The organism is Pseudomonas syringae group sp. J248-6, assembly GCF_032586995.1.
In the GTDB taxonomy this organism is placed as follows: Bacteria; Pseudomonadota; Gammaproteobacteria; order Pseudomonadales; family Pseudomonadaceae; genus Aquipseudomonas; species Aquipseudomonas amygdali.
Genome location: NZ_JAWHOP010000004.1, coordinates 105,671 through 118,129, shown reverse-complemented (window position 1 = coordinate 118,129; position 12,459 = coordinate 105,671). Strand labels below are relative to the sequence as shown.

10 protein-coding genes are annotated in these 12,459 nt (G+C 60.4%); 1 reads left to right on the top strand and 9 read right to left on the bottom strand.

Translation table 11 applies throughout. The features are described from left to right. Positions 1-548 precede the first annotated feature (548 nt). Entirely contained in the window at positions 549-3,878 is a 3,330-nt protein-coding gene (rne, locus tag RYC17_RS06995) for a ribonuclease E (protein ID WP_316902672.1), read from the top strand. Between the two features lie 288 nt (positions 3,879-4,166). Here rne and murB read toward each other — a convergent pair whose 3' ends face one another. The 9 genes from murB to RYC17_RS06950 form a co-directional block, all read right to left on the bottom strand. After that, positions 4,167-5,186, bottom strand: coding sequence for a UDP-N-acetylmuramate dehydrogenase (gene murB / locus RYC17_RS06990; RefSeq protein WP_316902671.1), 1,020 nt, complete (start codon positions 5,184-5,186; stop codon positions 4,167-4,169). A gap of 34 nt (positions 5,187-5,220) precedes the next feature. Continuing rightward, on the bottom strand, positions 5,221-5,985 hold the full coding sequence (gene kdsB / locus RYC17_RS06985; RefSeq protein ID WP_004657844.1) for a 3-deoxy-manno-octulosonate cytidylyltransferase: 765 nt from the start codon (positions 5,983-5,985) through the stop codon (positions 5,221-5,223). Then, positions 5,982-6,167, bottom strand: a complete 186-nt coding sequence (locus RYC17_RS06980) for a Trm112 family protein (protein WP_002552679.1) — start codon at positions 6,165-6,167, stop codon at positions 5,982-5,984. Before RYC17_RS06980 ends, kdsB begins: the two co-directional genes overlap by 4 nt. 17 nt (positions 6,168-6,184) lie before the next feature. Then, on the bottom strand, positions 6,185-7,180 hold the full coding sequence (gene lpxK / locus RYC17_RS06975) for a tetraacyldisaccharide 4'-kinase (protein ID WP_316902670.1): 996 nt from the start codon (positions 7,178-7,180) through the stop codon (positions 6,185-6,187). Beyond that, on the bottom strand, positions 7,180-7,611 hold the full coding sequence (locus RYC17_RS06970) for an ExbD/TolR family protein (protein ID WP_002552677.1): 432 nt from the start codon (positions 7,609-7,611) through the stop codon (positions 7,180-7,182). Before RYC17_RS06970 ends, lpxK begins: the two co-directional genes overlap by 1 nt. Beyond that, positions 7,608-8,285 carry a MotA/TolQ/ExbB proton channel family protein gene (locus RYC17_RS06965; protein WP_002552676.1) on the bottom strand — a complete coding sequence of 226 codons (678 nt, stop codon included), beginning with the start codon at positions 8,283-8,285 and terminating at the stop codon, positions 7,608-7,610. The genes RYC17_RS06970 and RYC17_RS06965 overlap by 4 nt, the downstream gene beginning before the upstream one ends. Positions 8,286-8,366: 81 nt before the next feature. After that, positions 8,367-10,583 (bottom strand): DNA internalization-related competence protein ComEC/Rec2, encoded by a 2,217-nt coding sequence (locus tag RYC17_RS06960; RefSeq protein ID WP_316902669.1) that lies wholly within the window; start codon positions 10,581-10,583, stop codon positions 8,367-8,369. 136 nt (positions 10,584-10,719) lie between these two features. Further along, positions 10,720-11,508, bottom strand: a complete 789-nt coding sequence (locus RYC17_RS06955) for an ABC transporter permease (protein WP_058401669.1) — start codon at positions 11,506-11,508, stop codon at positions 10,720-10,722. Next, the gene (locus tag RYC17_RS06950; RefSeq protein WP_058408939.1) at positions 11,505-12,437 is read right to left on the bottom strand and encodes an ABC transporter ATP-binding protein; all 933 of its coding nucleotides are present in this window, start codon (positions 12,435-12,437) and stop codon (positions 11,505-11,507) included. The genes RYC17_RS06955 and RYC17_RS06950 overlap by 4 nt, the downstream gene beginning before the upstream one ends. Positions 12,438-12,459 lie beyond the last annotated feature (22 nt).

Below are 12,459 nucleotides of genomic sequence, written 5' to 3'. Positions count from 1 at the left end.
GAAAACGTAACGAGCGCAGGTGACATGAGGCCGGAAACACGCCTGACAGCAGAGCAGACAGCTCGCTGACGGTGCGGACAGTTCATGGCCAGTTCACAAAGTGCAGTCGCTTTCAGACGCTACGAGCGAATGCTTCGGGAACAACGCCTCAAGCCATGATGCGCGACCTTCCCTATCGAAGATCGCGGTAAATGCCAACCCGCTGCGGATTCTGCGCGCGGCAGCACCCGAATTATCAGGGATACGTGTAGGGTGGAGACGCACAACCATCGGACTGTGTAGCACAAGGCTTGTTCTAGACGCTTCATCTCGTCCGCTACCGATGGTCGATTCCTCCTCCTGACAAAGCTTTTGCTGAAAAGGGTGTCTTATGCCACCACAGCAAGCAGGAAACGTCGTCGCGACCCTCCGCCCCCTCTGGGCGAGGACCTCGCTAGACACTGGAGTGTCCAACCACTCCTGACGTGCCCTGACACCGACCGTGAGAAGTCGTGTGTGCCGAACGCCGTTTCCGGCAGCCCGGAAACCGACGGTACTACATGAAAAGAATGCTGATTAACGCAACTCAACCCGAAGAGTTGCGTGTTGCACTGGTAGACGGCCAGCGCCTCTACGACCTGGACATCGAGTCAGGTGCACGCGAGCAGAAGAAGGCCAACATCTATAAAGGCCGAATCACTCGCATCGAACCCAGCCTTGAGGCTGCCTTTGTCGATTTCGGCTCTGAGCGCCACGGCTTTCTGCCCCTCAAGGAAATCTCCCGCGAGTACTTCAAGAAAGCCCCTGAAGGCCGCGTCAACATCAAGGACGTCCTGAGCGAAGGCCAGGAAGTCATCGTTCAGGTCGAGAAAGAAGAGCGTGGCAACAAGGGCGCAGCCCTGACCACCTTCATCAGCCTCGCAGGCCGCTATCTGGTCCTGATGCCGAACAACCCTCGCGCCGGTGGCATCTCGCGCCGTATCGAAGGCGAAGAGCGCAACGAATTGCGTGAAGCCCTCAACGGCCTGATCGCTCCAGCCGACATGGGTCTGATCGTTCGTACTGCCGGCCTGGGCCGCAGCAGCGAGGAAATGCAGTGGGACCTCGATTACCTGCTGCAACTGTGGACCGCCATCAAGGAAGCGTCCCTGGACCGTTCGGCCCCTTTCCTGATCTATCAGGAAAGCAACGTCATCATCCGCGCCATCCGTGACTACCTGCGTCAGGATATCGGCGAAGTCCTGATCGACAGCGTCGAAGCCCAGGAAGAAGCCCTGACCTTCATCCGTCAGGTGATGCCGCAGTACGCCAGCAAGATCAAACTGTACGAAGACAGCGTTCCACTGTTCAACCGCTTCCAGATCGAAAGCCAGATCGAAACCGCCTTCCAGCGCGTGGTCGAACTGCCTTCCGGCGGCTCCATCGTCATCGATCCGACCGAAGCCCTGGTATCCATCGACATCAACTCGGCGCGCGCCACCAAAGGCAGCGACATCGAAGAAACCGCCCTGCAGACCAACCTTGAAGCGGCTGAGGAAATCGCCCGTCAATTGCGTCTGCGCGACATCGGCGGCCTGATCGTCATCGACTTCATCGACATGACACCGGCCAAGAACCAGCGCGCCGTGGAAGAAAAAGTCCGCGAAAGCCTGGAAGCCGACCGCGCCCGCGTTCAGATCGGTCGCATTTCACGCTTCGGCCTGCTGGAAATGTCCCGCCAGCGTCTGCGCCCATCGTTGGGCGAAAGCAGCGGCATTGTCTGCCCTCGCTGCAACGGCACCGGCATCATCCGTGATGTTGAATCGCTGTCGCTGGCCATCCTGCGCCTGATCGAAGAAGAAGCCCTGAAAGACCGCACTGCAGAAGTGCGCGCTCAGGTGCCGATCCCGGTCGCTGCGTTCCTGCTCAACGAGAAACGCAACTCGATCACCAAGATCGAACTGCGCACCCGTGCGCGCATCATCATCCTGCCGAACGACCAGTTGGAAACTCCGCACTTCGAAGTTCAGCGTCTGCGTGATGACAGCCCGGAAGCACACAACAGCCAGACCAGCTACGAAATCGCCGCGGCTGCAGCCGAAGTGGAAGAAATCGCCCCGCTGGCTGCCGCAACCCGCACTCTTGTTCGCCAGGAAGCAGCCGTCAAGACTGCACCTGCTCGTGCCAATGCGCCGGTTCCGGTAGAAGCCGTTGCGCCTGCCCCAACGCCTGCACCGGTCGCTCACGAGCCGAGCCTGTTCAAGGGCCTGGTGAAATCCCTGGTCAGCCTGTTTGCGACCAAGGAAGAGCCTGCCGCTCCGGTAGTGGTTGAAAAACCTGCTGCCGAACAGCGTCCGGCCCGTAACGAGGAACGCCGCAACGGTCGCCAACAGAGCCGTGGCCGTAACAACCGTCGTGACGAAGAGCGTAAGCCTCGTGAAGAACGCGCCCCCCGCGAGGAACGTGCCGAACGCGCGCCGCGCGAAGAGCGCGCCCCACGTGAGGAGCGTGCACCTCGTGAAGAACGCGCACCTCGTGAAGAGCGTACCGTTCGCGAACCACGTGAAGCCCGCGAGGATTCAGCACCACGTGAAGAGCGTCCAGCCCGTACTTCCCGCGAGCGCAAGCCTCGTGAAGCACGCGAAGATCGTCCGGTCCGCGAACTGCGCGAGCCTCTGGATGCAGCCCCTGCCGTAAACCTTGCTCGTGAAGAGCGTCCTGAACGCGCACCACGCGAAGAACGCCAGCCGCGCGCGCCTCGCGAAGAACGTCAACCACGCGCCGAACAGGCCGCGGCTGCCGTGAGCGAAGAGGAAGTACTGCTCAACGAAGAGCAGATCAATGACGAGAACCAGGAAGGCAACGACGGTAGCGAAGGCGACCGCCCTCGCCGCCGCTCCCGTGGCCAGCGTCGTCGCAGCAACCGTCGTGAGCGTCAACGTGATGCCAATGGCAACGTGATCGAAGGCTCTGAAGAAAACGGTTCCGAAGAAAACGGCTCGGCAGAAAATGCTGAACAAGGCAGCAGCGCCACCGATCTGTCGGCTGGTCTGGGATTCACCGCAGCAGCTGCGGCTGGCGGCGTGATCAGCGCCACAGCAGAAGCCGATGCACACCAGCAGGCCGAGCGAGCCAACAGCACTGTAGACGCTCCAGCCGTAGAGCCTGCACAGCAAGCGCCTGTTGCCGAAGCCAATACTGCCAAGGCACCGGAAGCTGACGCACCGGCAATTGAAGCATCCACTCCAGAAACTCCGGCAGCAGCAGAACCGGTCGTTGAAGCGCCTGCCGTTGAAGCGCCGGTTGCGGATAATGCGCCAGTCGCCAAACCGGCTCCGGAAGTAGAGGTTCAACCTGCTGCGGTCGAAGCACCTGCCATTGCCGCGCAGACCGAACTGTTCGAAGCGCCGCATGCCGAGCGCGTCGTACCGTTCACACCAACGCTAGAGCCAGCGCCACAAGCGCCTGTCGAAGCAGCGGCTCATGAAGAAGTGCCAGCCACTGAATCGTCCGAACTGCCAACGCCTGCCGCTACTGCTGCCGAGCCTGTCGTCGTGAAGGAGGAGCCTGCTCCTTACGTCGCGCCCAAGGCCGTCGAAGAAGCAGCGCCTGCACCTGCAGAGCAACAACCTGTGATCGTGGAAACACCGGTCGCACCGGTCAGCAGCACCGGCCGTGCACCGAACGATCCTCGTGAAGTTCGTCGTCGCAAGCGTGAAGAAGAAGCACGCCGTCAGCAGGAAGCCGCCGCGGCCAGCACTCCAGTCATCGCCGAAGCAGCACCTGTTGCCGCTGAAGCAGAATCGGTCCAGCCTTCTCAGGCTATCGAGGAAAAGACTGAAGAAGCGGCGACTGAGCAACCAGCAGTCAAACCGCAACATGAAGCCGAGAAAGAAAACGAGCCTAAACCACTCGCCTAACTCCGGCCCATGAAAAAGCCCCGCCTGTGCAGACAGACGGGGCTTTTTTACGTCTGTGACTCAGGGAAATACATCGACTGCAGGAGCGGACCGGGCGACGCTTCGCTTGTCCGCGAACTGCCGGGAACCGGCAGCAAAACCAGCTGCCTCGGTGCACCAGATACAAACAAGATGGCCGGTTTTGGGTCCGCTTCGCAGCCCATCGCGGACGAGTCCGCTCCTACATTTCCAAAGATCGCGGACGAGCAAAGCGTCGCCCGGTTTCACTACTAGGGTGGCAGTCAGACCTCAGTAGAGGTTCGGCTCCATTTCCAGCTCTACACCAAAACGCTCGACGATGTCGCTTTGGATGCGACGCGCAAGGTTCAATAGCTGCAAGCCACTGGCCTGCCCGTAATTGACCAGTACCAGCGACTGGAGCTTATGCACGCCAGCGTCGCCGTCACGATAACCCTTCCAGCCAGCCTGCTCGATCAACCACCCCGCTGCCAGCTTCACCCGGCCATCGTCCTGCGGGTAGCCGACGACACCAGGGTGCTGCTGTTTGATCGTCGCGTACAGTTGGGCAGGGATAATCGGGTTTTTGAAGAAACTGCCGGCATTGCCCAGCACCGCTGGGTCAGGCAGCTTTTCACTGCGAATGGCGCAGATTGCCCGGCTGACATCGAAAGGCGTCGGTTTATCGATATCCAACTCGTCGAGACGCTGACGAACCGGACCATATTCAAGGTGCAGATTGGCTACGCGGCTAAGCTTGAAGCGCACCCGCAGGATCAACCAGCGCGCGACCTGATGCTTGAACACGCTGTCGCGGTAGCCGAACGCACAGTCCTCCAGGGAAAACTCGCGCAATTCACCCGTTTCACGATCCAGCGCAGTCAGGCTATGGAATACATCCTTGATCTCGACGCCATAAGCACCGATGTTCTGCATGGGTGCCGCCCCAACGGTGCCTGGAATCAGACTGAGGTTTTCCAGCCCCGCCAGCCCCAGCTCCAGACAGGACTGCACGAACGGATGCCAGGGCTCGCCAGCCTCTGCCTCGACAATCGACTCGAGACAGTCCTCATGCACGATGCGAATGCCGCGACTGGCCATGCGCAGCACCAATGACTGCACGTCACTGCTGAGCAGCAGGTTACTGCCACCGCCAATAACCAGCAGCGGTACATCGTGCTCGACCGAATACGCCAGCGCCTCGCGAACATCGTCATCGCTATGCGCTTCGGCAAACAAGCGGGCCTGAACATCCACGCCAAAGGTGTTGAAAGGTTTGAGGGAAATCGCGGACTGCACCTGCAAGGTCATACTCTCGCCTTCCCGAACCACTGGACGAAGCGCATCAACCCTCCAGCAAGCGCCTTACGCGCTCCAGGTCTTCAGGCGTATCGACGCCACCGGGTGGCGCTTCAAGCGCGTCGGCAACGTGAATTCGCACGCCATTCCACAACGCACGCAGTTGCTCCAGGCTTTCTGTGTTTTCCAGCCAGCACGGACCCCAGCTAACGAAGTCATGAAGAAAGCCCGCACGATAGGCGTAAATACCGATATGACGACGATAAGGCACGCCAGCGGGCAACTCGTCCCTGTTTGCGGCCAGCGCGTCACGCGCCCAAGGCAACGGGGCACGGCTGAACGTCAGCGCCAGGCCGTTGATGTCTGTTGCGACCTTGACGATGTTCGGGTTGAACAACGCGGCCACATCGTCGATAGGCTCGGCCAGCGTAGACATGCCGGCTTCGGGGTGAGCCGCCAGGTTGGACGCCACCTGATCGATCACCGCAGGCGGGATCATCGGCTCGTCGCCTTGCACATTGACCACAATCGCATCAGCAGCCAGCCCCAGTTGCGCAGCCACCTCGGCCAGACGATCGGTGCCGGAATTGTGATCCTCGCGGGTCAGCAGCACTTCTGCACCAAAAGCCTGACAAGCCTCGACGATGCGCGCATCGTCGGTGGCAATCACCACACGCTCGGCGCTGCTTTTGCACGCCTGCTCCCAGACAAGCTGGACCATGGGCTTGCCAGCAATGGTTTTCAGTGGCTTGCCGGGGAAGCGGCTGGAGCCATAACGCGCAGGAATGACAACGGTGAACGCTGCTGTCATTTTTCCAGCCGCTCATCGGTGCTCAAGGTGCGCGCTTCGCTTTCGAGCATCACCGGGATGCCGTCGCGTACCGGGTAGGCAAGGCCTGCCCCTTTGCTGATCAGCTCGGTCTTGTCGGCGCTGAGCTTCAATGGTCCCTTGCACACAGGGCAAGCGAGGATATCGAGTAGTTTGGTGTCCATAGGAGATCCTGAAGCAATCATGGAGAGAGACTTAGCAGTTGCTCATCGAACCAGTCGACAAAAGCATCGGACGGTACTGCATCCACTGCCAGATACCACCAGTCATCGGCTGCAAAGGCACGACATTTCACCGCATCCTTCTCGGTCATGACCAAGGGCAATGCCGGTGTAAATGTCAGCGCATGGGCACTGTAGACCGCATGGTCGGCGAACGCGTGAGCCACCGGCCGCCAGTGTAATCCTTCGAGGGTATTGAAGAAACGTTGAGGATTGCCGATTCCGGCGACCGCATGCAGCGCCTGCCCGGCCGGGAAATAATCCACCGGCTGGCGTTCGCCACTGCGAAGATTGATAAGGGCTGACGGTTTGAGCATAAATGCGTAGCCATCATCACGATCAGCCATCGCGCCGTTGTAAAGCAAAGCGTCGACACTGCCTAGGCGCTCAACCGGCTCGCGCAATGGCCCGGCAGGCAGACAACGAAGGTTGCCCAGCCCGCGGGCGGCATCGATCAGCACCAGCTCCAGATCGCGGGCCAGACGATAATGTTGCAGGCCATCGTCGGAAAGAATCAGATCCAGAGGCTCGGCAGCGAGCAGGGCCTGCACGGCGCGACTGCGATCCGGATCGATCATCAGCGGCACGCCACTGCGTTTGACGATGAGCAAAGGCTCATCGCCCGCCTCGCTGGCACTTTGGTCGGCCTTGACGCGCCACGGCAGGCTGGGAGGCTTGGCACCATAACCGCGACTGACCACACCGACACGCAGGCCACGACGACGGCAGTGCTCGATCATCCATAGAATCAGTGGCGTCTTGCCAGTGCCGCCGATGGTAATATTACCCACCACAATAACCGGCACCGGAGCGCGGTAGATGCTGCCCTCACCCGCCAGAAAGCGCGCGCGTTTGCCATCGACGACACGCCGATAAAGGCATTCGAGCGGACGCAAAAGCGCCAGCGCAGGGTGGCCCTTGTACCAGGCATCAAGCAAACGGTCGGTAAATGCCATCAGTTAGCCGGCGTGGCCTCGACAGTGGTCATGCGCAAATGGCTGAAACCCAGTTTACCCGCCGCATCCATGGCCGTAATCACCGATTGGTGCGGGGTCTTGCCGTCGGCACTGATCGACAACGGCAGGCTGGTATCGCCCGCCGACTCGCGTTGCAGCGCTTCGATCAGGGTTGCCAGATCGTTCTTGGGCAACAGTTGGTTGTTCAGCGAGAAGATCCCGTCGGCGTTGATGGCGATGTCCAGATGCTTAGCGCTGGCGTCCACCTCCGGCGTACCGGTGACCGCCTGTGGCAGATCCACCCGCAGCTGGGTTTCACGGGTGAACGTGGTCGTCACGATGAAAAACAGCAGCAGGATGAACACCACATCAATCAGAGAGACCAGATTGATGTCGATGTTTTCCCGGGGTCTGCGACGGCGAAATTTCACTTCTTCTTGCCCCCGCCCGCTCTGGCCAGCGACTTGAGATCGATTTTGGCGTCGATCAGATCGACATCGCGGTCGCCCTGCACCACTTCAACCAGACGAATGGCCTGCTGCTCCATGCCGACCACCAGCTCATCGACGCGACTTTGCAGAAAGCGATGAAAGAAGATTGCCGGAATAGCCACGATAAGGCCCGACGCGGTACAGATCAGCGCCTTGGAGATACCACCGGCGAGCACACCGGCATTGGCCGTGGCCCCCGAACTGTTGAACGAGCCGAAAATATCGATCATGCCCAGCACCGTACCCAGCAAGCCAAGCAGCGGTGCCATGGCGGCAATCGAACCCAGCGCGCTCAGGTAGCGCTCCAGTTCATGGATAACCCGGGCGGCGGCTTCTTCGATGCATTCCTTCATGATCTCGCGACCGTGCCTGGAATTGGCCAGACCTGCGGCGAGAATTTCACCCAGAGGCGAGTCGGCGCGCAGTTGCTTGAGCTTTTCGCCGTCGAGCTTCTTTTCCTGAATCCACTGCCAGACCTGTCCGAGCAGATGCGGCGGCGTGATACGGCTGGCACGCAGCGTCCACAGACGCTCGATGATAATGCCGGCAGCGGCGATGGAGCTCAAAATAATCGGCAGCATCATCCAGCCGCCAGATTTGACCAGTTCCCACACAGTGATCACTCCCTCGAAAAATTGGCGCCACTCTATCATAGGGTCGCCAAGTGCCGAACGCCGAGATCGATATCCCTTCACTCAGTCACGCCAGAAACGCCGTTGCGCGCGCTCTGCCTGCGGCGTGCCGAACGTACCCAGACGCAGACTGACAGCGCCCAGCTCAGCGCTGTCATAACTGGCCATACCCAGCCATCGATAACGCGCCATGACCAACGGATGCGGGTGGCCGAAGGCGTTGTTACGGCCACGGGAGATCAGCACGCCAACCGCTCCGACGGCCTGAAGAAATACTTTGGATGACGAGGTCCGGCTGCCGTGATGCGGGGACTGCAACCAATGGGCACGAAGGTCGAAACCGCTGGCGATTGCCGCACGTTCCGCGTCGACGTCGATATCACCCGTCAGCAGCAGACGCTCGCCCCCGGCGTCGACACTCAACATGCAGGATGCGGGATTGCCATCAGGCCCCTGCTCCCAGCGCCAGGTGGAGAACACCACCCCATCCCACTCCCAGCGCGCATCGCTCTCACACAAGCGCGCGTCGAGTTGCGGCGCGAGCCTGGCCAGCTCACCGCCCAGTACACGGTCAACCGGAAATGCCTGATGAACCGCCGCTGCGCCCCCGGCATGATCGGAGTCGGCGTGACTGATCAACATCAGGTCCAGATGACGCACACCGGCCTTGCGCATGGCGGGCACGACCACGCGCTGACCGATATCGAACTCGCCGAAACGTGGACCTGCGTCGTACAAGAGCGTGTGATTTCGAGTGCGCAGGAGAATGGCCAGGCCCTGCCCCACGTCCAACTGCAATACTTCTACCTGGCCTGCAGGCACTGAGTCGAGCGGCGGAAAAACGCACAACAACAGCAATGGCCAACCCAGCGGACGCATCGGCACGCCTTTGGGCAGTAATAAAATGAAGGCCCCGAGCAGACTAAGCAGCCACGTCCAGCCCGGCATTGCACTGGGCAACCAGGCGGGCAAGACCGCGGCAACCCAGCCGAGAAACATAAACAGCCACTCCAGCGCTCCTCCGGCCAGCCAGAGCAAGCCTTCGCCCACAACAGGGACCGGCAGCAGCAGTGTTCCAAGCAACGCAGGCGGCAGGACGATCAAGCTGACCCAAGGCACAGCCAGCAAATTGGCAAACGGCCCGCTGAGGCTGATCGGCAGGTTCAGCGCCAGCAGAACAGGCAGCAAGCCAATTGCGATCAGCCACTGCGCACGCGTCCAGCTTTGCCACCAATTCCAGGCACCGAGACGTCCACTGAAAATCAGCACCAGAATGCCAACCGCCGCGAAAGACAGCCAGAACCCCGGCTGCAGTGTCACCAGCGGCTCGAAAATCAGCACCGCGTTGAATGACAGTAACAACGGCCAGACAACGCCCAGGTGCCGAAAGCGCAAACGCCACAGCAGCACCATCGCGACCATCACACAGGCACGCCGTACCGGCACCTCGAAACCGGCCAGCAGCCCGTAACCCAGCGCAGCGATGAACGCCAGCGCACAGGCACAAGGCAGCCAGGGTAAAGCCCGTGGCCACAGCCCCCAGCGTGCAAGGCCTGCGACCAGCGCGTAAATCACCCCGGCCAGCAAACCGATATGCTGGCCGGAAATCACCAGCAGATGCACCGTGCCGGTGTCCTGCAGCACCTGCCAATCGGTGCTCGACAACCCGGAGCCATCGCCCAGCACCAGCGCCGCCAAGCCGCCCTCTCTGCCCTGCGCATCGACCGCCAGCAAGCGCTGACGAATAAGGTCGCGCCACGCCCCGTGCGCAGGTGTCAGCAGTTGACCATCCACCACCGTACCGGTGGCACCGATGCGCTGCGCCAACAGCCAGGCTTCGTAATCAAAAGCATCAGGATTGACCAGCCCGGCCGGCCGCTTGAGTTTGACCGCCATGCGCCAGCGCTCACCGCTGTTGACCTGCGGACCGCCGTACCACGCCACCCGGATGCGTGCAGGCAATATGGCCCTGCGCGACCTTGCCCCTTCCAGTTCGAAACGCACCACGCCCTCGGCGACACTGGGCAAACCGACTACCTTGCCTTGCAGCCAAAGCGTCTGACCGTCCAGACGATGAACCAGACGGTCATTCAACGCCCACTGCGCAGAAACACACGCCCAAGTAAAACCGAGCAGGAACAGCGCCAGTGGATAGGTACGAAGCGGTAGCAGCATCAACGCCAGTATCGGCATCAGCAGCAACAGCCAGGTCGGCGGCAAAGCAGGCAGAAAGCGTAAGGCCACAAGCCCCGACGCGAGCGCGATCATCCCTGTGCGCATGGTGATTCCTTGAAGCGGAAAGCTTCAAGGATCAGCGCAATATCGAAATGTCGGAAGTGATGGTGTGTTGCAAAACCTGAACAGCCGTTCTCGGCAGACAGGCGACCCGCCAGGCTGGCGGGTCGCAAAGCATGTGTTACTGACGCATACCGCGCCCGCTCACCAGCAACCGTGCGCAGCCGAAGTACAGCACAAACGTTGCCACGATCATGAACGCCAGGGCGATGCTGATCTTGATGTCGGAGACGCCCAGAATGCCGTAGCGGAAGGCGTTGACCATGTGCAGGACCGGGTTGGCCAGCGACACGGTCTGCCAGAACGGCGGCAACAGGTTGATCGAATAGAACACGCCGCCCAGGTAAGTCAGCGGGGTCAGGACGAAGGTCGGGATGATCGAGATATCGTCGAAGTTGCGCGCGAACACTGCGTTGATGAAGCCCAGCAGCGAGAAGATGGTGGCGGTCAACACCACCACCAGAATGGTCACGCCCAAGTGGTGCACTTGCAGGTCGGTGAAAAACATCGACAGCATGGTGACGATGAAACCGACCATCAGACCACGCAACACACCGCCCAGGGTGTAACCGACCAGAATGGTGTGCGGGGAAACCGGCGAGACCATCAGTTCTTCGATGGAGTGCTGAAACTTGGCACCAAAGAAGCTGGATACCACGTTGCCGTAGGAGTTGGTGATCACCGACATCATGATCAGCCCCGGCACGATGTACTGCATGTAGGTAAAGCCGCCCATGTCGCCAATCTGGCGGCCGATCAGGTTACCGAAGATCACGAAGTACAGAACCATGGTGATCGCAGGCGGCAGCAGGGTCTGCGGCCAGATCCGCATGAAGCGATGGACCTCGCGGTAAACGATGGTCTTCAGGGCAATCAGGTTGGGGCGCAACTCGCCGCTCTGCACAGTCATAGCGCCACCTTCGCAAGGTTTTTTTCCACCAGGGACACAAACAACTCCTCAAGGCGATTGGATTTATTGCGCAGGCTCAAGACTTCGATGTTCTGGAAAGCGAGCTGGCTAAACAGCGCGGTGATGCCGACATTCTTGTCGACCTGAACTTCCAGGGTGTGGCTGTCGAGCAAACGGCAAGGGAAACCGGGCAGCTGCGGCGCGGTCTGCCAGGACGCCTTCAGATCCAGCACGAAGGTTTCGACAGTCAGGGTGCTGAGCAATTGCTTCATGCCGGTGTTCTGCACGATCACCCCGTGGTCGATAATGCCGATGTTGCGGCACAGCTGCTCGGCCTCTTCCAGGTAGTGCGTGGTGAGGATGATGGTGATGCCTTTTTGATTCAGTTCGGTCAGGAACGTCCACATCGAACGGCGCAACTCGATGTCCACACCAGCAGTGGGCTCATCGAGGATCAACAGGCGCGGCTCGTGAATCAGCGCACGGGCGATCATCAGACGCCGCTTCATGCCGCCGGACAGCGAACGAGAAGGCACATCGCGCTTTTCCCAAAGCCCCAGCTGCGTCAGGTACTGCTCGGCGCGCTCCTTGGCGATTTTCGCCGGGATGCCGTAGTAGCCCGCCTGAGTGACGACGATGTCCAGGGTCTTCTCGAACTGGTTGAAGTTGAACTCCTGCGGCACGACACCGATGCAACGCTTGAGCGCGGCGGGCTCGCGATCCAGGTCGTGGCCAAAGATGTTCACCGTACCGCTGGTCTTGTTAACCAGCGTCGAAATGATACCGATGGTGGTGGATTTGCCAGCGCCGTTGGGGCCCAGCAAGGCGAAGAAATCACCCTCGGCGACGTCCAGATCAATGCCACTCAAGGCCTGGAAACCGTTGCCGTAGGTTTTGGTTAGCTGCCGAATGGACAGAGCGGAAGACATATCGGAAAGAGTACTCATCAGG

Excerpts from the sequence above, each read along its gene's own strand:
- rne (WP_316902672.1), top strand. The coding sequence starts at position 549 with ATGCTGATTAACGCAACTCAACCCGAAGAGTTGCGTGTTGCACTGGTA.
- murB (WP_316902671.1), bottom strand. The coding sequence starts at position 5,186 with ATGACCTTGCAGGTGCAGTCCGCGATTTCCCTCAAACCTTTCAACACC.
- kdsB (WP_004657844.1), bottom strand. The coding sequence starts at position 5,985 with ATGACAGCAGCGTTCACCGTTGTCATTCCTGCGCGTTATGGCTCCAGC.
- RYC17_RS06980 (WP_002552679.1), bottom strand. The coding sequence starts at position 6,167 with ATGGACACCAAACTACTCGATATCCTCGCTTGCCCTGTGTGCAAGGGA.
- lpxK (WP_316902670.1), bottom strand. The coding sequence starts at position 7,180 with ATGGCATTTACCGACCGTTTGCTTGATGCCTGGTACAAGGGCCACCCT.
- RYC17_RS06960 (WP_316902669.1), bottom strand. The coding sequence starts at position 10,583 with ATGCGCACAGGGATGATCGCGCTCGCGTCGGGGCTTGTGGCCTTACGC.
- RYC17_RS06955 (WP_058401669.1), bottom strand. The coding sequence starts at position 11,508 with ATGACTGTGCAGAGCGGCGAGTTGCGCCCCAACCTGATTGCCCTGAAG.
- RYC17_RS06950 (WP_058408939.1), bottom strand. The coding sequence starts at position 12,437 with ATGTCTTCCGCTCTGTCCATTCGGCAGCTAACCAAAACCTACGGCAAC.